At 71.5% G+C, this 20,392-nt stretch carries 19 protein-coding genes and 3 pseudogenes; 9 read left to right on the top strand and 13 right to left on the bottom strand.

Annotated features, from left to right (window positions below):
• Positions 1–22 precede the first annotated feature (22 nt).
• Both ACIQ7Q_RS22655 and ACIQ7Q_RS22650 read left to right on the top strand, forming a co-directional pair.
• On the top strand, positions 23–1,186 hold the full coding sequence (locus tag ACIQ7Q_RS22655) for a thiolase family protein (RefSeq protein WP_403864965.1): 1,164 nt from the start codon (positions 23–25) through the stop codon (positions 1,184–1,186).
• A 113-nt stretch (positions 1,187–1,299) separates the two neighbouring features.
• Positions 1,300–1,767, top strand: a complete 468-nt coding sequence (locus tag ACIQ7Q_RS22650) for a winged helix-turn-helix transcriptional regulator (protein WP_403864962.1) — start codon at positions 1,300–1,302, stop codon at positions 1,765–1,767.
• 152 nt (positions 1,768–1,919) lie between these two features.
• On the opposite strand, the pseudogene ACIQ7Q_RS22645 reads toward ACIQ7Q_RS22650, so the two are convergent.
• The 4 genes and pseudogenes from ACIQ7Q_RS22645 to ACIQ7Q_RS22630 all read right to left on the bottom strand — a co-directional run bounded on the left by ACIQ7Q_RS22645 (position 1,920) and on the right by ACIQ7Q_RS22630 (position 5,119).
• Positions 1,920–2,218: pseudogene (locus ACIQ7Q_RS22645) on the bottom strand (M15 family metallopeptidase).
• A 391-nt stretch (positions 2,219–2,609) separates the two neighbouring features.
• Positions 2,610–3,062 (bottom strand): annotated as a pseudogene (locus ACIQ7Q_RS22640) (LuxR C-terminal-related transcriptional regulator); the annotation flags it as partial.
• A gap of 19 nt (positions 3,063–3,081) precedes the next feature.
• Positions 3,082–3,684, bottom strand: coding sequence for a TetR/AcrR family transcriptional regulator (locus tag ACIQ7Q_RS22635; RefSeq protein ID WP_403864959.1), 603 nt, complete (start codon positions 3,682–3,684; stop codon positions 3,082–3,084).
• A 4-nt stretch (positions 3,685–3,688) separates the two neighbouring features.
• Complete coding sequence (locus ACIQ7Q_RS22630) at positions 3,689–5,119, bottom strand: amidase (protein WP_403864956.1); 1,431 nt, start codon at positions 5,117–5,119, stop codon at positions 3,689–3,691.
• 55 nt (positions 5,120–5,174) lie between these two features.
• Here ACIQ7Q_RS22630 and ACIQ7Q_RS22625 point away from each other — a divergent pair, with 55 nt between their 5' ends.
• Positions 5,175–5,966 carry an SDR family NAD(P)-dependent oxidoreductase gene (locus ACIQ7Q_RS22625; protein ID WP_403864953.1) on the top strand — a complete coding sequence of 264 codons (792 nt, stop codon included), beginning with the start codon at positions 5,175–5,177 and terminating at the stop codon, positions 5,964–5,966.
• Positions 5,967–6,088: 122 nt separating this feature from the next.
• On the opposite strand, the gene ACIQ7Q_RS22620 is transcribed toward ACIQ7Q_RS22625, so the two are convergent.
• Both ACIQ7Q_RS22620 and ACIQ7Q_RS22615 read right to left on the bottom strand, forming a co-directional pair.
• A complete protein-coding gene (locus ACIQ7Q_RS22620; RefSeq protein WP_403864950.1) occupies positions 6,089–7,621 on the bottom strand; it encodes an NCS1 family nucleobase:cation symporter-1 in 1,533 nt (510 codons plus the stop codon).
• A 90-nt stretch (positions 7,622–7,711) separates the two neighbouring features.
• The gene (locus tag ACIQ7Q_RS22615) at positions 7,712–7,936 is read right to left on the bottom strand and encodes a hypothetical protein (protein WP_403864947.1); all 225 of its coding nucleotides are present in this window, start codon (positions 7,934–7,936) and stop codon (positions 7,712–7,714) included.
• Positions 7,937–8,242: 306 nt separating this feature from the next.
• Here ACIQ7Q_RS22615 and ACIQ7Q_RS22610 point away from each other — a divergent pair, with 306 nt between their 5' ends.
• From ACIQ7Q_RS22610 to ACIQ7Q_RS22585, 6 genes are all read left to right on the top strand, one after another.
• Positions 8,243–8,944, top strand: a complete 702-nt coding sequence (locus tag ACIQ7Q_RS22610) for a DUF2470 domain-containing protein (protein WP_403864944.1) — start codon at positions 8,243–8,245, stop codon at positions 8,942–8,944.
• A 52-nt stretch (positions 8,945–8,996) separates the two neighbouring features.
• Positions 8,997–9,464 carry an isochorismatase family protein gene (locus ACIQ7Q_RS22605; protein ID WP_403864941.1) on the top strand — a complete coding sequence of 156 codons (468 nt, stop codon included), beginning with the start codon at positions 8,997–8,999 and terminating at the stop codon, positions 9,462–9,464.
• 82 nt (positions 9,465–9,546) lie between these two features.
• Positions 9,547–10,584: an N-acetyl-gamma-glutamyl-phosphate reductase gene (gene argC / locus ACIQ7Q_RS22600; protein ID WP_403864937.1), complete on the top strand. Its 1,038-nt coding sequence runs from the start codon at positions 9,547–9,549 to the stop codon at positions 10,582–10,584.
• Entirely contained in the window at positions 10,581–11,732 is a 1,152-nt protein-coding gene (gene argJ, locus ACIQ7Q_RS22595) for a bifunctional glutamate N-acetyltransferase/amino-acid acetyltransferase ArgJ (RefSeq protein ID WP_403864935.1), read from the top strand. The genes argC and argJ overlap by 4 nt, the downstream gene beginning before the upstream one ends.
• A 20-nt stretch (positions 11,733–11,752) precedes the next feature.
• Positions 11,753–12,652 (top strand): acetylglutamate kinase, encoded by a 900-nt coding sequence (gene argB, locus ACIQ7Q_RS22590; protein WP_403864932.1) that lies wholly within the window; start codon positions 11,753–11,755, stop codon positions 12,650–12,652.
• A complete protein-coding gene (locus ACIQ7Q_RS22585; protein ID WP_403864929.1) occupies positions 12,649–13,830 on the top strand; it encodes an acetylornithine transaminase in 1,182 nt (393 codons plus the stop codon). Before argB ends, ACIQ7Q_RS22585 begins: the two co-directional genes overlap by 4 nt.
• Positions 13,831–13,977: 147 nt before the next feature.
• Here ACIQ7Q_RS22585 and ACIQ7Q_RS22580 read toward each other — a convergent pair.
• From ACIQ7Q_RS22580 to ACIQ7Q_RS22550, 7 genes and pseudogenes are all read right to left on the bottom strand, one after another.
• Positions 13,978–14,103, bottom strand: a pseudogene (locus tag ACIQ7Q_RS22580) (adenosine deaminase); the annotation flags it as partial.
• Positions 14,104–14,116: 13 nt separating this feature from the next.
• Positions 14,117–14,650 (bottom strand): GNAT family N-acetyltransferase, encoded by a 534-nt coding sequence (locus tag ACIQ7Q_RS22575; protein WP_403864926.1) that lies wholly within the window; start codon positions 14,648–14,650, stop codon positions 14,117–14,119.
• 103 nt (positions 14,651–14,753) lie between these two features.
• On the bottom strand, positions 14,754–15,458 hold the full coding sequence (locus tag ACIQ7Q_RS22570; protein ID WP_403865813.1) for a 4'-phosphopantetheinyl transferase family protein: 705 nt from the start codon (positions 15,456–15,458) through the stop codon (positions 14,754–14,756).
• Positions 15,459–15,487: 29 nt separating this feature from the next.
• The gene (locus tag ACIQ7Q_RS22565) at positions 15,488–17,068 is read right to left on the bottom strand and encodes an amidohydrolase (RefSeq protein ID WP_403865810.1); all 1,581 of its coding nucleotides are present in this window, start codon (positions 17,066–17,068) and stop codon (positions 15,488–15,490) included.
• A 20-nt stretch (positions 17,069–17,088) separates the two neighbouring features.
• Complete coding sequence (locus ACIQ7Q_RS22560; protein WP_403864923.1) at positions 17,089–17,967, bottom strand: ABC transporter ATP-binding protein; 879 nt, start codon at positions 17,965–17,967, stop codon at positions 17,089–17,091.
• Complete coding sequence (locus tag ACIQ7Q_RS22555) at positions 17,964–19,067, bottom strand: FecCD family ABC transporter permease (RefSeq protein WP_403864920.1); 1,104 nt, start codon at positions 19,065–19,067, stop codon at positions 17,964–17,966. Before ACIQ7Q_RS22555 ends, ACIQ7Q_RS22560 begins: the two co-directional genes overlap by 4 nt.
• A complete protein-coding gene (locus ACIQ7Q_RS22550) occupies positions 19,064–20,140 on the bottom strand; it encodes a FecCD family ABC transporter permease (protein ID WP_403864917.1) in 1,077 nt (358 codons plus the stop codon). The genes ACIQ7Q_RS22555 and ACIQ7Q_RS22550 overlap by 4 nt, the downstream gene beginning before the upstream one ends.
• Positions 20,141–20,392: the final 252 nt, after the last annotated feature.

Raw genomic sequence — 20,392 nt, 5'->3', positions numbered from 1 at the left:
TGTTTCGCCACAGGAGGTTTTCATGCGGGATGCAGTGATCGTCGAGGCGGTTCGCACGCCGATTGGCAAGGGCAAGCCGGGAGGTGCACTGCACGGCGAGCACCCCGTGGACCTGCTCGCCAGGACGCTCGGCGTCCTGGCCGAGCGGACCGGCGTGGACCCCTCCCTGATCGACGACGTCGTCGGCGGATGCGTCAGCCAGGTCGGGGACCAGTCGTTGAACACCGTTCGCAACGCGGTGCTGGCCGCGGGGTTCCCCGAGAGCGTGCCTGCCATGACGGTGGACCGGCAGTGCGGCTCGTCCCAGCAGGCCGCCCACATCGCGGCCCAGGGTGTGCTGAGTGGCGCCTATGACGTGGTGGTGGCCTGCGGCGTCGAGTCGATGTCCCGGGTGCCGATGGGGTCCAGTGTGCTGCCCGGCAGCGATCCGTTCGGTCCGAAGCTGGCTGAGCGCTACCCGGAGGGGCTGGTCGGCCAGGGCATCAGCGCCGAACTGATCGCGGCCCGCTGGAAGATCAGCCGCCAGGAGCAGGATGCCTTCGCGCTGCTTTCCCACCAGCGCGCCGCGGCCGCCTGGAAGCGGGGCGAGTTCGAGCGGGAAGTCGCCTGGAGCGGCATGTGGGACGAGACCGTACGGCCGACGACCACCGCTGAGGCGCTGGCCGGCCTCAAGTCCGCCTATTACGACCCGCACATGGAGGAGCGGTTCCCCGAGATCGGCTGGTCCGTCTCCGCGGGGAACAGTTCGCCCCTCAACGACGGCGCGGCAGCCCTGCTGATCATGGGCTCGGACGTCGCCGAGCGGCTCGGTCTGCGGCCCCGGGCCCGCTTCCGGGCCTTCGCCGTGGCCGGGGACGACCCTCTGATGATGCTCACGGCCATCATGCCCGCCACCGAGAAGGTACTGGCCAAGGCAGGGCTCGCCGTGGACGACATCGACCTGTTCGAGGTCAACGAGGCCTTCGCCTCCGTGGTCCTGGCCTGGCAGCGGGCGACCGGCGTCGACATCGACAGGCTCAACGTGCGCGGCGGCTCCATCGCCATCGGTCACCCCCTGGGCGGGAGCGGCGCCCGGATCATGACCACGCTGCTGCACAATCTGGAGGACCGGGGCGCCCGCTACGGCCTGCAGACCATGTGCGAGGCCGGTGGACTGGCCAACGCCACCATCATCGAGCGCCTCTGAGACGCGCCCACGTGCCGGGAGCGGGCGGGCGGGAGACGTACCACGTGCGCCCCGTCCGCCGCCTCCGGTCCCTTCAGGTTCGAAAAGCAGATTCACTGACCTAAAGTGGGCCCATGGCGAAGTCAACAGCCCCTCGGGAGTGCTCCATCGCGGACGCCCTTGAGCTGGTGGGGGAACGCTGGTCCCTGCTCGCCGTCCGCGAAATCCTGCACGGTGTGCACCGTTTCGACCAGATCGTCCGCAACACCGGGACTCCCCGCGACATCCTGACCACACGGCTGCGCAAACTGGAGTCCTTCGGCATCGTCTGGCGCAAGCAGTACAGCGAGCGTCCACCCCGATACGAGTACCACCTCAGCCCGGCAGGCATGGAGTTGGGGGACGTGCTGGTGACACTCATGCGGTGGGGCGACCGGCATCTGAACGCCGGCGACCCGCCCGTCCGCTGGCGGCACGCGTGCGGCGAGGTCCTCGAACCGGTGGTGGTCTGCGAGCACTGCGGCGACACCGTACGCAACAACGTTCACTCCCCCACCGGTCGTGGGGTGCTCGCCGCCGACGACGCAGGTCTGCGGAAGTAGCTTCGGGGTCGCGTCGACAGCCTCAGGCCCGAGGCACGTCCGTCGGCTCCCGCGGAATCACCGGCTCACCGGCTCGCCGTGCTCGGCACGCTACCGGCACATGTCCACGGGCGCGCGGGCGGAGTGCCGACCGCCGCCGGGCAACGCCGGTCCTAGGTGCCGTCGGCCGAGAAGTGCTGGTAGTCGGGCGGGGACCAGTGGCCGCCCCATTCCCAACCGGCCTCGTTCATCGCGGTGGTGACGACGTCGCCGGGCCTGAGCATGCCTTTGACGTGCCGGTCGCGGTCCAGGTGCTGCTCGCCGGCCGGGGGTGGATGTCGCCGGCGCGGTCCACGTACGGGTTCTCCACGGGGTTGATATCGATGGCGTCGCCATAGGAGTGCCGTGACAGGTGGCTCGAATCACCGATGACGCGGCGGCAGTTGAAGGCGGAGGTGTTGTCGTCCGCCATGGCCTTCGTGTCGCTGCCGCCGTACTCGGCCATGCTGCGCATGCGGTGGATCGGGAAGCGTGCCTCGAAGGCCTTGCCGAAGACGCGCAGCACGGGCCGGACCACGTCCTGGTGCACGATCAGCTCGCCTCGATGGATGCGGCCGTCGAAGCCCCAGTGGTTCATCTCGATCAGCCGCAGGCGGGACGGCGGCACCGGGCAGCCGGCTTCATGGCTCGCACCGAGCCGGGCCGCGGACACCTCGCTGATGGTGGCCGACAGCCGCGGGACGGCGGTCGCGGAGGCCTGCGCGGGCAGCAGACCCAGCGGCAGCCCCGCGGCCAGCACATACAGGAAGCTCCGGCGAGCGATATGCACCCTTTCAGGGTAATTTTGGGGTGGCGGGCGCGCATCAAGGGCCGCCGCTTCGAGGGCCTGCGCCACCGACGCCCGCGCGGCGGGGCTGCTCACCCCGACCGGGCTGGTCGCACGGCTCGACCAGTCCCGATTCGTAGACGAAGACGACCAGTTGGGCCCGGTCCCTGGCGCCGAGCTTCGCCATCGCGCGGCTGATGTGCGTCTTGGCGGTGAACGGGCTGATCACCATGTGGGCGGCGATCTCCTCATTGCTCGACCCCCTCGCCGCCAACGCCGTGACCTCGCGTTCACGGCGGGTGAGCGCCTCCATACCGGGCGCGCTCGAGCGGTCCGGTGGGCGGGCGACGAACTCGCCGATCAGCCGGCGGGTGATGGCCGGCGACAGCAGCGCGTCACCGCGGGCGGCGACCCGCACGGCCTGCAACAGTGCCTCGGGCTCCACGTCCTAGAGCAGGAATCCCGCCGCCCCGGCGCGCAGCGCGTCGAAAGGGCGAGGGTGTGGCTGGTCACTGCCCGGTGGGCAGGTTGAGCGCCTCGGGGCCGACCGCGCCACGCGCGAGCAGCAGCAGCGCGTCCACCAGGTCCTCCGCCGGCCCGCCGGTGGCGAGCCGGCGCAGCTGAAGGCCCATCACGAGGGCGACCGTGGTCGTGGCGAGCCGCTCCGCGCCGGGGACGCCGAGGCCGGTCAGGATCTCCACGGCCAGCCGGTCGTAGGCCGCGAAGGCTTCGGCGGCGGCCTCCCGCAGGCGCTCGTCGCGGCCGGCCTCGACGTACAGCTCGAACGTCGCGATGTGACCGTTGTCGAAGCCGATTCCGCCCGCGACCTGGCCGGCGAGGGCAGCAGCGCCCGCGATGTCGATGCCCTCGCGTCGGCATCCGTCGGCCAGCTCGGTGAAGCGGCGGGTCTCGTCGCGCACGAAGTGCAGAAGGCTCTCGCGCAGCAGTTCGTGCTGCGTCTCGAAGTGGTAAGTGACCGAGCCGAGCGAGACTCCTGCCTCTTTGGCTATGCGCCGGTTGGTCACTGCCGCCACACCGTCCCTGCCGATGATGAGCAGGACGGCTTCTATGATGCGCTGCCTGGTGGGCGCGGAACGGGCGGCGGTGGACATGCCGTCATTGTCCCATCGGAACGCTTTCGCTGGTCGCGGGGGTGGGCGGGCGCTTCTCGTGCCATCGCAGCTCCGCCTCGAGCTGGGCGGCGAGGGAGATGAGCCGCTCCTCGCCGGCTTCCGGCCCGAGCAACTGGGCCCCGACGGGAAGGCCGTCGTGGGTGAAGCCGGCCGGCACGTTCACACCGGGCCAGCCGAGGACGTTCCATGGCCATGCGTAGGGGCAGGCGGCGGCGATGCCGACGTCCGTGCGCTGCGCGGACAGTCCGTCGAAGGCGCCGACGCGCGGGGGCGGGGTGGCCGTGCTGGGGGTGAGCAGGACGTCGTAGTGGTCGAAGAACCCGCCGATCCTCCGGTGTTGAGCCGCCTCTCGTGCGCGGGCCGCTCGCACGGCACGGCCGCCGAGCCGGTGCCCGGAGCGGGTGGAGGACCGGGTGCGGGCGTCGAGGAGCGAAGGGTCGGGGTGCCGGTCGGCGTACTCGGCGATGCCGGTGGCGGCGCGCGGCAGGAAGCTGAGGCCGATGAGCCCGTAGCGGGGGCGGGCCTCCTCGACCTGGTGGCCGAGACGGGCGAGGGTCTCCGCGAGGTCGGTGACCGCCCGCCGTACCTCCGGGTGCGGGCGGGCACCGGTGAGGGTGAGCGGCGGGCGCAGGGCGAGCGCGATGCGCAGTCGGCCGGGGTCGCGGCGGGCGGCGGCCGAGGCGTCGATGGCGTCGGGGTGGTACGGCTCGTCGGGATGCGCGCCGGACGCCGCGTCGAGCAGCAGAGCCGCGTCGGCGACGGTTCGGGCGAGGGGCCCGTTGACGGTGAGGCCCTGGAAGCAGTCGGTGTACGGGTGGACGGAGACGCGGCCGCGCTGCGGCTTGATGCCGACGAGGTGGGTCCAGGCGGCCGGGATGCGGATCGAGCCGGCGCCGTCGGACCCGAGGGCCGCGGGCACGAGACCCGCGGCGACGGCTGCGGCGGACCCGCCCGACGAACCGCCGGGGGTGTGGCCGGTGGACCAGGGGTTGCGGGTGGCGCCGAAGGCGGGGCCCTCGGTGAAGGGCCACTGGCCGAGTTCGCAGGAGTTGGTCTTGCCGACGACGACGGCGCCGGCGGCGCGCAGCCTGCGGACGGCCTCGCCGTCGGCCGTGGCCTCCGGGATGTCACCGGCGCAGCCGAAGTAGGTGGGCGTGCCGGCGACGTCGGTGTCGTCCTTGACGGCGATCGGTACGCCGAGCAGCGGCAGCCGCTCCCCTGCCAGGAGCCGTCGGTCGGCGTCCCGCGCCTCTTCGAGTGACCGCTCGAATCGGACGGTGCGGAAGGCGTTGATGGTGCCCTGCGTCGCCTGGATTCGGGTGAGTACGCCCATGACGAGCGCCTCCGACGTTGTCTCGCCGGCCGCCAAGGCCCTGATGTGTTCCGCCAGTCCGCCGAATTCGTCTGTGGACACGCTGCGACCGCCTCCCTATTGTTCGTTCGAACGAACAGAACTGGAGGGTAACCAGATGCGGATCACCGGAGCAACCGTTCTGCTCACCGGAGTGACAGGCGGTATCGGCGGCGCGCTCGCCGCCGAACTGTCCGCGCGGGGAGCCAAGTTGATCGTCAGCGGCCGCCGCGCCGAGGCCCTCGAACCGCTCGCGGAGCGACACGGCGCCCGCGCGGTCGTCGCCGATCTGGCCGAAGCGGCCGATGTGGAACGACTCGCCGAGGAGGCCGCCGGTACGGACATCCTGATCGCCAACGCCGCACTGCCCTCCAGCGGCGATCTGCTCGACTACACCCCCGAGCAGGTCGACCGTGCCTTCGCCGTCAACCTGCGCGCCCCCGCCGTGCTCGCGCGCCTGCTTGCGCCTGCCATGGTCGAGGCCGGCAGCGGTCATCTCGCCTTCGTCGGTTCCATCTCGGGCAAGGCCGCGACGAAGTCGGCGTCCCTCTACAGCGGGACGAAGTTCGGACTGCGCGGCTTCGCGCTCGGGCTGCGCCAGGACCTGCACGGCACGGGCGTCGGCGTGTCGATCGTCCAGCCCGGTTTCGTGCGGGACGTCGGCATGTTCGCCGCGACCGGCGCGAAGCCCCCGGCGGGCATGCGGACCGTGTCGCCGCGGCAGGTCGTCGCCGGGGTGGTACGGGCCGTGGAGCGCGACGTCGCCGAAATCAACGTCGCGCCGGTGGAGTTGCGGCTGCTGAGCGCGATCGCCGGTCAGTTCCCGGGCTTCGCCGAGCGCGTCCAGCGCGGCGGTGCCGGCGACCGCACCCTGCGGCAGGTGGTGGCGGCCCAGCGCGCCCGGCGCTGAGCCGCTCCCGCTCGTGCATGGTCACCCAGCGCCGAGCTGCTCTCACACCTGCACGGTCACCCGGCGCCGAGCCGCTCTCACGCCGGGGTCGTCGGGCTGCTCCACCCGGCGCCGAGCCGGCCTCACGCCGGCGTCGTCCGGCTCCGCCCGGCCCCCATCAGCGCCACGTACAGCACCAGGGACGCCGCGAGGCCCACCGCCCAGCCGTAGTCGGCGAGTGGCCTCAGGAAGGGGATCAGTCCGTCCTCGGGAAAGGGACCCTTGCCCGGGGCGGAGTGGGAGCCGCCGACCGCGAGCACCCCGCCCACCACGAAGGCGGCTACCGCGCGCAGGTTCCAGCCGGCGGTGTACCAGTAGCGGCCGCCGGGCGTGTACAGCGCCGGCAGGTCCAGGACGGTACGGCGCAGCAGCCAGTAGTCGGCGATGAGGATGCCCGCGACCGTGCCGAGCAGCCCGCCGACCAGCCCGAGCCAGGTGAAGATGTAGAGCTCGGGCGTCTCGGTCAGCTTCCAGGGCATGATCAGCACTCCGACGACGCCCGTGATGAGCGCTCCGGTGCGGAAGTTGACGAACCTGGGCGCCAGGTTGGCCAGGTCGTACGCCGGCGAGACGACGTTCGCCGCGATGTTCACCGAGATAGTGGCGATGAGCACGGTCACCAGGGCGAACAACAGTCCGAAGACGTTGTCGGTCTTGGCGGCCAGTGCGACGGGGTCCCAGACCGCCGCGCCGTACACCGCCTGCGAGCCGGAGGTGACGAACACCGACAGCAGCGCGAACAGCGTCATGGTGGTGGGCAGGCCGAGCGTCTGGCCCCACACCTGGGCACGTTGACCGGCGCCGAAGCGGGTGAAGTCGGGAATGTTCAGGGAGAGCGTGGCCCAGAAGGCGATCATGCCCATCAGGGACGGGAAGAAGACCGGCCAGAATTCGGCGCCCCAGCCCAGCCGGGACGGCTGGTCGAGCAGCGGACCGAGGCCGCCCGCCTTGGCGGCGATCCACCCGAGCAGCACCAGCGCACCCACGATCACGAACGGCGCAGCCCAGTTCTCGAAGCGGCGAAGGGTTTCCATGCCCCGGTAGATGATGGCGAGTTCGAGCGCCCAGAAGAGGAGAAAGCAGACCCACAGCGTCCACGGCTGGCCGCCCACCTTCGACACCTCGGCCCAGCCGCCGAAGATCTTGCCGAGCAGGACGAAGATTCCCTGGCCGCCGATCCAGGTCTGGATCCCGAACCAGGCGCAGGCCACCCCGGCCCGGATCATCGCGGGCAGATTCGCACCGCGCAGCCCGAAGGAGGCGCGGGCGAGGACCGGGAAGGGGATGCCGTATTTGGGGCCGGCGTGCCCGGTCAGCAGCATCGGCAGCAGCACGATGACATTGGCCAGGGCGATGGTGAAGACGGCCTGCTTCCAGTCCATGCCGAGCGCGACCAGGCCGGAGGCGAGCAGCCAGGAGGGGATGTTGTGGGCCATGCCGACCCACAGGGCCGCGAAGTTGTAGGTGGTCCAGCGGCGGCGGGCGACGGGCACCGGCAGCAGGTCGTCATTGACGAAGCGGCCGTCGGGGAAGCTGGTACCCGGTGGCAGCTCGACGCGTCCCGACGGCTCGGACAGGGATCCAGACGGGGGCACGGGCGGGACGGTCGCGGTCATGACGGGCAGGACCCCCTCAATCGGATCAGGCCGGATCAGCGGTTCAGGGCCGGTTTCAGGACCGGGTGATCTCCCCATCGTGCGCGTCGATCACCAGGCTTGCTTCGCGTCGTGCATGGTGGGAACGGCGAACTGGTCGACGCCCAGGTCACGCAGTGCCTCGCGCCGGTGGGCGTGCGCCTGGGCCGGTCCGAGCAGACAGAACCGGTCGGCGCTCTCGTCGGGGGCGAAGCCCGTGGAGGGGTTGCCGGCGCGGCGGCTGTCATCGTAGCGGCGCGGTGGCCGGATGTAAGCGGTGTTCGCGTCGGAAAACATTCGCGGATCCTCGTCCTTGGGGGCACATTCCGCGCGTGCACACCCCGCGGATCGTTCACATCCGCATGGACAGGGCTATCAAGTAAGGTTAGCCTTACTTCGCTCAATGGGGTTGTGGCTCACGCCGGAAGAACACCGAGCCGATACCGGCACACGACCTCCTGCATTCCGCTTTCCGGACCACCACCGGGACGAGGCGGGCCACCACCCCGACCGCCCTGCCCCGCTCCGCCGGAGAGCGGCTGGGCACCCTGCGCCGCCGTCCCTTGGAGGCGCACCGATCCAACCCGTACCGCATGGAGTCCAGTGAGCACCGCAGCCGAGACACCGCCGACCGAGCCGACCCAGCCGACCGCGGCGGAACAGGTCCGCTCCGTCGTCGCCCGCGCCGTCTCCTTGTCCCTCACCACGCAAGGCCAGGCGTACGACCTGATCGGCATGCACTCCGTGAGCCGCAGGGGGCGGATCACGCTGCACCCGCAGGTCGACAGCCCGCTCGCCTCCCAGATGGAGCACGCACCGCGCGGCAGTCTCGCCGCCCTGCTGGAGTTCACGGACATCACGCCGACCGCGACACGCGCCCGCGTGCGGGCCCGGGTCAGGGTCTCGGGGTGGCTGACACCGGACAGGCGCGGGGACGCCACAACACTGCGCCTCGACACCGCGCGCGTCACGTTGAGCACACCGGCCGAGACGGTCGAGGTGGGGCTCGACGAGATGACGTCGGCCTCCCCCGATCCGCTCGCGATCGAGGAAGCGGAGATGCTCACTCATCTCGCCGACGCACACGAGGACATGCTGGCCGGACTCGTGGCGCTCGCCGGGCCCCGCGTCCCGCAGGGCTTCACCCGGGCCGTGCCGCTGGCCCTCGATCGCCACGGCATCACACTGCGCTGCGAATACCCCATCGGTCACTGCGACCTGCGCCTGCTGTTCGCGGCACCGGCCCGTAACGCCGCGGAAGCGGGCGAGCAGATCAGCCGACTCCTCGTGCCTCAACTCGGATAAGGCGCAACCGTTCACAGCGCAACCGGTCATCACGAACGTGTGGGGAGACAGAGTGGGACACGGCCGGCAGGTCACCGTCCCCAAGCTCATGCGGGGCAAGGACTTCACCTTCACCGTCCGATCGAACGCGCGGCTTTCGGAGCGGCTTCACCGCCTGTCCTTCAGGACGCCCGACGCCGCGGCCATCATCGCCCCGCCGGCCCCGCGCCCCGGCGAACACCTGATGGCGAACGTGCGTCACAACGCCTTCCTCCGGAGCCATCTGGGCAGACTGCTGCGTGTGGAGGGGCGGGACCAACTGATCATCTGCGGTGTGCACGCGCACCTCGGCGTCCTCCTGACGGCCGCCGACGCCTTCATGAACGACATTCAGCCCTTCGTGGTCGCGGATGCCGTGGCCGACTTCTCCGCGGAGAAACACACCATGGCCCTGCGGTGGGCGCCTGGAAGCCGCGTGGCCTGCACGACGGACACACTGCTGCGCGACCTGCTGCTCCAGAAGGCGACGCGGAACGCGTAAGAGCCCGCTTCGTCGGCCTCCCCGGACACGAGCTCCCCCCATACAGAGAGCTCCTTCTCACACAAGGAAAGACGGAACGAAGATGACCGTACGGGTCGCGGTGGCCGGGGCCAGTGGCTACGCCGGCGGTGAACTGCTGCGCCTCCTGGCCGCCCATCCCTGCGTGGACATCGGCGCCGTGACGGCCCACAGCAGTGCGGGGCGCCGGGTCGGGGACACGCATCCGCATCTGGGCTCGCTCGCCGACCGTACGCTGGAGCCGACCTCTGCCGAGGTCCTGCGCGGACACGACGTCGTGTTCCTCGCCCTCCCGCACGGTGAATCCGCGCCGCTCGCGCGTTCCCTCGGGGACGACACCCTCGTCGTGGACTGCGCCGCGGACTTCCGGCTGCGGAGCGCCGCCGAGTGGAAACGCTTCTACGGCTCCGAGCACGCGGGGACGTGGCCGTACGGGCTTCCTGAACTTCCCGGCGTACGTGAGGAGTTGTCGGGCAGTCGCCGGGTCGCCGTGCCCGGCTGCTACCCGACGGCGGTCACGCTGGCACTGTTCCCCGCCTACGGCGCCCGCCTCGTGGAGCCGGAGGCCGTGATCGTCGCGGCCAGTGGAACGTCGGGCGCCGGACGTGCGCTCAAGCCGCAGCTGCTCGGCGCCGAGGTGATGGGCTCCATGAGCCCGTACGGAGTCGGCGGCGGCCACCGGCACACGCCCGAGCTGACGCAGAACCTCTCCCTGGTGGCGGGCGAACACGTCACGGTCTCCTTCACCCCGACCCTCGCTCCCATGCCCCGGGGCATCCTCGCCACCTGCTCGGCGCGCCTGCGGGCGGACGCTGCCGCGGCCGCGGAGGACCAGGTGCGCGCGGCCTACGAAGCGGTGTACGCCGACGAGCCGTTCGTGCGGCTGCTGCCGCCCGGACAGTGGCCTTCGACCGCAGCCGTGGCGGGCTCCAACACCGCGCAGGTGCAGATCGCCGTGGACCCGGACTCCGGCCGGCTGATCTGCGTGAGCGCCATCGACAACCTGACGAAGGGCACCGCCGGTGGAGCGGTGCAGTGCATGAATGTCGCCCTCGGCCTGCCGGAACGGCTGGGCCTGCCCACGAATGGAGTCGCTCCGTGAGCGTGACCGCTGCCCGCGGATTCCTTGCCGCCGGTGTAGCCGCCGGCATCAAGGAGTCCGGTGACCGTGATCTGGCCCTCGTGGTGAACCGAGGGCCGTCGCGCGCCGCCGCCGGCGTCTTCACCTCCAATCGTGTGCAGGCCGCGCCCGTGCGCTGGTCCCGGCTCGCGCTGGCCGACGGCCGTATTTCGGCCGTCGTCCTCAACTCCGGTGGCGCCAACGCCTGTACAGGGCCGGTGGGCGCCGCCGACGCGCAGTTGATGGCCGAGCGCACGGCGGGCGCCTTGGATGTGGATCCGAACGACGTCGCGGTGTGCTCCACCGGTCTCATCGGCGTCCCGTTGCCGATGGACCGGGTCACGGCGGGCATCGACACCGCCGCGGAGCGGGTGTCGGCCGACGGCGGGCAGGACGCGGCCGTCGCCATCAAGACGACGGACTCCGTGCACAAGACCGCCGTGGTGACCCGGAACGGCTGGACCGTGGGCGGTATGGCCAAGGGCGCGGGCATGCTCGCTCCCGGTCTCGCCACCATGCTGGTCGTCCTCACCACGGACGCCGACCTCGGCGCGGCCGCTCTGGACTCGACGCTCCGCGAGGCGGTCCGCACCACCTTCGACCGGGTGGACTCCGACGGCTGCATGTCCACCAACGACACCGTGCTGCTGCTCGCGTCGGGCACCTCGGGAGTCGCACCCGGTCCCTCGGAGTTCGCAGAGGCCGTGCACACGGTGTGCCTGGATCTGGCTCAGCAGCTGGTGGCCGACGCCGAGGGTGCGTCCAAGGAGATCGAGGTGGCCGTCGTCGGCGCGGCCTCGGAGGCTGACGCCGTGGAGGTGGGCAGGTCGGTGGCACGGAACAACCTCCTCAAGTGCGCGCTGCACGGGGAGGACCCGAACTGGGGGCGGGTCCTGTCCGCGATCGGCACCACGTCGGCCGCCTACGATCCCGACAGCCTGGGCGTGGCGATCAACGACGTCCGGGTGTGCCGGAACGGCGCGGCGGGCGAGTCCAGGGACAAGGTCGACCTGTCGGGCCGCCGGATCACGATCACGGTGGATCTGTGCGCCGGCGACGCCTCCGCGGTGACCTGGACCAACGACCTCACCGCCGAGTACGTCCACGAGAACAGCGCGTACAGCTCATGAACGGGCAGGGGACGACACGGATGAGATCGCTCCCGGCCGGCCGACCCGCCGCGGCCGCCGACCTGCCGTGGCTGGAGGAGCTCCAGGGCCGCACCGTGGTCGTCAAGTTCGGCGGCAACGCCATGGTGGACCCCGCGCTGCACCGGACGTTCGCTCAGGACGTCGTGGAGCTGTGGCACGCGGGACTGCGTCCGGTCGTCGTACACGGCGGCGGACCGCAGATCAGCGCGATGCTCGACCGGCTCGACCTGGAGGTCCGGTTCGAGGCGGGGCTGCGTGTGACCACGCCCGAGACCATGGACGTGGTCCGCATGGTGCTGACCGGTCAGGTCCAGCGGGAGCTGGTCGGCGCCCTCAACGCTCATGGCCCCTTCGCCGTGGGCATGTCGGGCGAGGACGCGCACACCATGACGGCCGTACGACGCCCGGCGTTGGTGGACGGACAGCCGGTCGACATCGGGCTCGTCGGAGAGGTCGTGGCCGTGGAGCCCGCCACGGTACGCACCCTGCTCGATGAGGGCCGCATCCCCGTCGTCTCACCCATCGCGCGCGGTGCGGACGGGGAGGTCTACAACGTCAACGCCGATCTCGCGGCGTCGGCACTGGCCGTCGCGCTCCGCGCGGAAAGACTGGTGGTGCTGACCGACGTCGAGGGGCTGTACGCGGACTGGCCGCACAGCACCGAGGTGATCGGCCGGCTCACGGCCGGTGAACTGGACGCGCTGCTGCCGGGGCTGGCGAGCGGCATGCTCCCGAAGATGGAGAGCTGTCTACGGGCAGTGCGTGCGGGCGTCCGCAAAGCCCATGTGCTGGACGGCCGGGTGCCGCACGCCCTGCTGCGCGGCGTCTTCGCCGAGGAGGGCCCGGGCACGACGGTCCTCCCGGACGAGGCCCCCGAGTCCAAGGAGGACCTCACATGACCGCCGACAACAGCGCTGCGTCACTCGCGGACCGCTGGAGCGCGGTCATGATGGACACGTATGGCGCTCCCCGGCCGGCGCTCGTCCGCGGTGAAGGCAGCACGGTCTGGGACGAATCGGGCCGTGCCTACACGGACTTCACCGGCGGGATCGCGGTCAACACACTCGGGCACGCGCATCCGGCTGTGGTCGAAGCGGTCACCGCCCAGGTGTCCCGGCTGGGGCATGTGTCGAACCTCTTCGTCTCGGAGCCGGCCGTTGCCCTGGCGGAGCGGCTGGTTGCCCTGTTCGGGCGGCCGGGCAGGGTGTTCTTCGCCAACTCCGGTACGGAGGCGGTGGAAGCGGCGTTCAAGATCGCCCGGCGGACCGGGCGCACCCACATGGTCGCCGCCGAGCAGGGGTTCCACGGACGCACCATGGGCGCTCTGGCCCTCACCGGGCAGGCCGCCAAACGCGACCCGTTCCTGCCGCTGCCCGGTGAGGTCACGCACGTACCCTTCGGAGACGTCGAGGCCCTGCGCGGCGCCGTCACCGAGGACACCGCAGCCGTCGTCCTGGAGCCTGTCCAGGGCGAGGCGGGGGTCGTGCCGGCGCCGCCGGGGTATCTTCGGGCGGCGCGGGAGATCACACACGCCACGGGGACGCTGCTGGTCCTGGACGAGGTGCAGACGGGCATCGGCCGGACGGGGCACTGGTTCGCCCATCAGTCCGTGCCCGGCCTGGCTCCCGACGTGGTGACCCTCGCGAAGGGCCTCGGCGGCGGGCTGCCGATCGGCGCCACCTTGGCGTTCGGGAGGGCGGCCGATCTGCTGGGCCCCGGGGACCACGGGTCGACCTTCGGCGGCAACCCCGTGGCGTGCGCGGCAGGGTTCGCCGTACTGGAGACCGTCGAGGCTGAGGACCTGCTTTCGCAGGTCGTCAGCAAGGGCGCGGAACTGCGGCGGGGTATTGAGGAGTTGGGGCGCCCCCTCCTGCGGGAGGTGCGGGGCGCGGGCCTGCTCCTGGGTGTCGGCCTCGCCGAACCGGTGGCGGCACGCGTGCAGCGGTCTGCTCAGGATGCCGGGTTCCTGATCACCGCGACCGGCACGTCGACCGTACGGCTGGCTCCGGCCCTGACGGTCACGGAGGAGGAAATCGCCGCGCTGGTGAAGGAGTTGCCCTGCATTCTGGGCGCCTGACGCCCCACGTCTCAACGGGCAGGGCCCGAGCCGTCCGGCTCGGGCCCTGCCCGTTGTTGTGCCTGCCGTGCGCACGCAGCCTCACGGTCGGGTAAGCGGGCCGGTCGGCCGCCGTTCGCCCAAATCCCTTTCCACCCGCCCCGTCGGCAGGCAGGAGCGGGCCGTGTCGTACAGCCGCTGGAAGCGGAACCAGCCCCGCTCGTCCGTGGCGCGCAGCTTGGGCGGCTGGCCGCCGGTGAGCACCTCCGGAAGGTGCACGCCGTACGTGCCGGCGCCGAGGTCGTGTTCACAAGGCGCAGGCGAAGACCTTGGCGTTGCGTCGCGGGTCCAGCGACCGCGCCCAGGTCTTCGGGGCGAGATGGGGGGAGACCTCGACGAAGCCGTGGTGGAGGAAGAGCCGGCCGCTGCCGGTCGTCGCGGTGAACAGCACGTCAAGTGCCCGCGCGCGGCCTTCGGCCAGCGCGGCGGACAGGAGCTGTGCGCCCAGCCCGCTGCCCTGCCTGTACTGCACGACGCAGAAGTTGTACAGGACCCCGGTCACCCGCGCGTCGCGCGTCGGGTCGGGGTGGTGACGGAGCGCCAGGCAGCCGTCGATCGTTCCGTCGGGAGCCTCGGCCACCAGGAAGTCCGTGGCGTGCCAGGCGTAGACCTGGAACGGCCGGGCTCGCAGTGCACCGGAGCGGACGAACGGCTCGGAGAGAGCAGCGAGTGCCGCGGCGTCCTGCGGTCGGGCGGAGCGCACCGGCAGAATGGGGACGGAGGATGTCGGGTGGGGCGCGTCGGGCAGCAGCGTGGCGGGGCCCGGCGTGGCCGTGATCAAGGCGTTCCTTCCTCGGCTCCACCGTGCGGGACGCCGTCTTGGTGCGCCGTGCCGTCCCGGTGAAACACAGTCAAGCAAGGTTAGCCTTACCTAACCAGGTTGCTCAAGTCGCCTCCGCCGTACGGACGGCGCAGGCGGCGGCGTAGCCCGGCGGGCACGCCACGTCGGCCACGGTCCACGCCGGCACATCCCCCGGTACCCGGCCCGTGCCCACGTACGTCACTGACGGCAGCTCACCGAGACCGATGCCGACGCCCTTCAGATACGCCTCCTTGCGGGACCAGCAGCGGCCCACCGCCGCGCGGAACTCCGACCGTGGCAGCGCGGCCAGTTCGGCCCGCTCGGCCGGATGCAGCACGGCCGCCACCTCGGCCGCCGCGTCGGCGGTCGGTACCTCCTCGACGTCCACGCCGACCGGTACGCCCGCGAAGGCGAGCAGAACGGCGTCACCGGCGTGGGAGAGCGAGAAGTGCAGGGGCGCGCCGGGCACGGCGGGCCGGCCGTGCGGCTCTCCGCACCCGGGGCACGGCTCGCGGACGAAGCGTACGGCCGCCGGATTCCGGTCCAGATAGGCCCCGAGCAGCCGGCGCAGCGCCACATGCGCGACGCGGTACCGGACCCTGTCGGCATCCCGCACGAAGGCTTGGCACCTGGCCCGTTCGCCGGGGTCGAGCAGCCCGTCCCCCGCCAGGGCGTCGGCCGCGTACGCGCCGACCCGCACGGCCCACAGGTGTGCGCCGGTCTGCCCGGGCTCCCAGGGCGCGGGCAGCCCGGTCGTTCCCAGCTGAGCGGGATGCGTCCCTACCAGCACGGTCGTCCCGCATGCTCCATGCCGCCTCACAGCTTCCGGCCCTCCGTCGCCTCGCGGCCGTCCACGAAGGTCGCGACGACCTCGATGTCGCCGATCCCGGACGGATCGACGTGGTGCGGGTCGTCGCCGAGGACGACGAAGTCGGCGCGCTTGCCGAGGGTGAGGGTGCCGGCACTGTCGTCCCATCGTGAGGCGTACGCCCCGGCGACCGTGTAGGCGCGCAGTGCCTCGTCGACGGTGATCGTCTCCTCGGGCCCGATGAGCTGCCCGGAGAGGGAGGCCCGCTCGACCATGAACTGGACGGCCCGCAGCGGAGATCCGTCGGTGACCGGCCGGTCGGAACTGCCGACAAGTGTGACGCCGTGGTCGAGGAACGCCCGGCCGCGGTACATCCAGGGCGCCCGCTCCGAGCCCATGATCGCCGCGTAGTCGTCGCCGAAGTAGCGCAGGAAGTTGGGCTGGATCACGGCGCTGAGCCCGAGCCGGGCGAAGCGGGGCAGCTGGTCGGGCCGGATGAGCCCGGCGTGCTCGATGCGATGACGCGCGTCGGGCCGGGGCCGCAGCGTCTGGGCCCGTTCCAGGGCGTCCAGGGCGAGGTCCGCGGCGCGGTCGCCGATCGCGTGGACGGCGAGCTGCCATCCGGCGAGGTGGCCGTCGACGATGAGGGAGGTGAGGCGCTCGGGGTCGTCCTGGAGCTGGCCCGTGTGGGTCATGCCCTCGTAGGGCGAGGTGAGAGCGGCCGTACGGGCCATCATGCCGCCGTCGGTGTAGATCTTGAGAGCGCCGACCGACAGCCAGTCGTCGCCGAACCCCGTGCGCAGGCCCAGGTCGAGCGCGCGCGGGATGCCGTCGTGGTCGTGCGCGCCGAGCGGTCGAAGGGTGTCGCCGCCCGGCATGAGCTGGATCCTCAGGGGCAGACGGCCCTGGTCGCGCAGGAGTTGGTAGGCGCCGAGCTCGACGGGGCTGTGGCCCAGCAGGCCGCCGCCGATGCCGGCCTCGGCGCAGGCCGTGATGCCTTCGGCGAGGCACACGCGTGCGGCGTGCTCGATGGCGTCGGCGAGCTCCACCTGGGAGTACGGCAGGCGCAGGTTCCGTACGGCGCCCATCGCGCTCTCCACGAGGACGCCGTCGTCGTGGGGGACGCCGGCCGGCAGCAGGTCGAGCACGGCGCTGTTGACCACGCAGGCATGGCCGGAGTCGTGCATCACGAACACGCGGCGGCCGTGGCTGACTCGGTCGAGTTCCGCCGCGGTCAGGTGCCGGCCGAGGACCCGCTGGTCGTAGCCGCCGATGCTCACCCACGCGCCGGGGGCGCGTGTGCGCAGGGCGGCGTCCGCCACGGCGTCGAGGACGTCCTCGACGCGTTCGAGGCCGGCGATGCTCGGGGAGCTCGCCTTGAGGCCCGTCCACGCCAGGTGGACGTGGCTGTCGATGAATCCCGGCAGGACGGTGGCGCCCTGGAGGTCGATCACCTCGCGGGCGGGCAGTGCGGTCACGGCCTCGTCCAGGCCCACGATCCGGCCCCGCCAGATGCCCAGGTCGTGGGCGACCGGGTGGTCCGGATCCATGGTGAGGATGCGCGCGTTCGTCAGCCTCGTGCACAGCATCATGCGCAGTCCGTCCGTCCCTAGGGGGTTTCGGCGAGCACGGCGTCGGCGGCCGGGTCCGCGCTGCCGCACGTTCCGGCCTCCGGCTCGAACCGCCTGGGGGCGGCCGGAATCATCAGGGGGGTGCCGGTCTCGGGGTCGTCGATGATCCGGCAGGGCAGGCCGAACACGTCCTCGACGAGCTCGGCGGTCATGACGGTGGCCGGGTCGCCCTGCGCGGCGATGACTCCGCCGGGCCGCATCACGACGAGGTGAGTGGCGTAGCGGCACGCCTGGTTGAGGTCGTGCAGGACCGCCACGACGGTGTGACCCTTGCGGGCGTGCAGCTCGGCGCACAGGTCGAGCACCTCGACCTGGTGGGCGATGTCGAGGTATGTGGTCGGTTCGTCCAGCAGCAGGATGGAGGTCTGCTGCGCCAGCACCATCGACAGCCAGACGCGCTGCCGTTGGCCCCCGGAGAGGTCGTCCACGGGTCGGTCGGCGAGTTCGAGTACCCCGGTCTGCCGCATTGCCTCGACGACGGCCGACTCGTCCTCCACGGACCACTGCTTCAGCAGCCGCTGGTGCGGGTACCGGCCGCGGGCCACGAGGTCGCCGACCGTGATGCCGCCGGGCGCGCTGGAGGACTGCGGGAGCAGGCCGAGTCGGCGGGCGACTTCACGCGAGCGGTACGAGGAGATGGCGGCGCCGTCGAGGTAGACCTTCCCGGCCTTGGGCTTGAGCATCCGCGCCAGCGCCGTGAGCAGCGTGGACTTGCCGCAGGCGTTCGGACCGATGATCACCGTGAAGGAATGGTCGGGGATGTCGACGCTCAGGGAGGTGGCCACCGTCCGCTGGTCGTAGGACAGCGTGAGGTCGTCGGCACGCAGCCGGGGCTGCGGGGAGTTCGTTGCAGTCATGCGCGGCTCTTTCGCGACTCGGTGATCAGCAGCCAGATGAGGTACAGCCCGCCGATGGCGCCGGTCGCCGTGCCCACAGGGAGGAGTGCGGGTGCGAAGACCCGCTGCACGACGAGGTCGCTCACGGCGAGCAGGACGGCACCCATGAGGGCGGACGGCAGCAGCGCGGGTCCTGACGATCCGGTGAGTCTGCGGACCACTTGGGGAGCGGCCAGGGCGATGAACCAGATGGGGCCGGTGACGGCGGTGGCGAACGCGGCGAGGGCGACGCTGATGACGAGGAGGACCGTTCGGGTGCGCCCCACGTTGATGCCGAGCGCCATGGCGGTGGTGTCCCCCATCTCCACCATGGAGAGGCGGCGGGACAGGAGAAAGGCGGGCGGCAGCAGGACGGCGAGGGCGAGACCGATGGCGTTGGCGTGCATCCACAGCCGGTTCCCCAGGCTGCCGATCAGCCATGCCTGGGCCTCCTGTGCCTCCTGGAAGGTCGCCCGGGTGATCAGGTACGAGTTGGCGGCGAGCAGCAGGGCGCTGACGCCGATTCCGATGACGACCAGCCGGAAACCCTGCAGCCCGCGGCCGATCAGAAGCAGGTGAACGGCGAGGGCCGTGAGGAGGCCGCCGATCAGCGCGCCGAGCGCGATCTGGGTCATGCTGCCGTGCAGCACGATGATGACGACGAGCGCGCCCACGGCGGAGCCGTTGGTGAAGCCGATGATGTCGGGGCTGCCGAGCGAGTTGCGGGTGAGGCTCTGCAGGATCGCTCCGCTCACCGCGAGGGCCGCGCCGACGAACACCGCGGTCAGGATCCGCGGCATGCGCAGGGTGTTGACGACGAAGTCGGCGGCTCCGGAGCCGTTGCCGGTCAGGGCCCGGACGACCTCTGCGACCGTGAGCGGGAAGTCGCCGGTGGTCAGGGTGACGCCCATGACGAGGACGAGCGAGACGAGCAGCCCGACGGTCACGGCGACGGTCCGGCCCTGCACGCGCAGCGAGACGCCGCCCGCGCCGGTGCGCAGGACGCGGCCGCTGATGACACGGGGGGCAGGGGTGTGCGCGGGTCCGGGCACGGAGGTCTTCCCCTCCTGTACGGCGCTCACAGCATGACCAGCTTTCGACGGCGGCACAGCGCGAGGAACAGGGGCGCGCCGATGAACGCGGTGACGATGCCGACCTGCACCTCGCCCGGAGCGCCGAGCACACGGCCCAGCACGTCCGAGCCGATGAGCAGGACGGGCGCGAGCAGCATCGAGTACGCGAACACCCAACGCTGGTCGGCTCCAGCGACGAACCGGGCGACGTGCGGAACGGCCAGGCCCACGAAGCTGATCGGTCCGACGGCGGCGGTCGCGGCGCCGCACAGCAGCATCACGGCGACTGCCGCCAGCACGCGGGTGCGGCCCACGTTCACACCCAGGGCCCGCCCCATCTGGTCGCCCATGGCAAGGGCGTTGAGGGACGGGGCGAGCAGGAAGGCGACGATCAGACCGAAGGCGACGAACGGCAGGACGAGGAGCACGATGTCGTAGTACCGGCCCGCGAGAGAGCCCACTGTCCAGAAGCGGAACTGGTCGAACGCTTCCGGATCGAACAGCAGCACGCCCCAGTTGAAGGCGTACAGCACCGCGGTCACCGCCGCTCCCGCGACGACGAGCCGGTCGGGTGTGGCCAGTTTCCGCCCGGAGGAGCCGAGGAGATAGACGCCGACCGACGCGGCGGCGGCACCGGCGAGGGCGAACCACACGTAGCCGAGGGGCGCGGCGACGCCCAGGAAGGCGATGGCCACGACGACGCCCGAGGAGGCGCCCAGGTTCACTCCGAGCAGTCCGGGGTCGGCGAGCGGATTGCGTGTCAGGGCCTGCATCAGGGCGCCCGCCAGTCCGAGGGCCATGCCGACGAGAAGGCCGAGGAGGGTGCGGGGGATCCGGTAGTCGTGGACGATGACGGAGGCTTCCGACCCGTCGGACTGCCACAGGAGGTCCCATGTCGCGGCGAACGGAATCCCCCTGGTGCCCACCCAGACACTGACCAGGCCGACGAGGGCGAGCGCGCCGAGCGTGACGAGAAGCCCGAGACCGCGCAGGGCCACCACGGACGGGCGCGCCGTGGACACGACGGGCTCGACGGGGCCACGGGTCTCGTTTGCGGATGCCGCCTGGGCTTCGACGGACAACGACCACTCCCCTGGCGGCGGTTTCGAGTGCCCCGCGCACCGCGCGAAGCGTTGAACACTGGTATGCGGCAAGCGACATGACAGACGAGCAAGTGAACTTAGGTGAGCCTAACCGCACGGCCACGGCGGGGTCAACGCGGCGATGCGACCTGCGTCGACACCCGCCGAGCGGGCCGCCGCCAGGACCCCACGCGCACCCTTGGCACAAGCCCCGATTAAGGTAGGCTTACCTAACCATCCAGCCCTTTCTTG

The organism is Streptomyces sp. NPDC096176, assembly GCF_044763255.1.
Taxonomy (GTDB): domain Bacteria; phylum Actinomycetota; class Actinomycetes; order Streptomycetales; family Streptomycetaceae; genus Streptomyces.
Note: the sequence above shows the minus strand (reverse complement) of the source record. Positions and strands in the feature narration are given on the sequence as shown.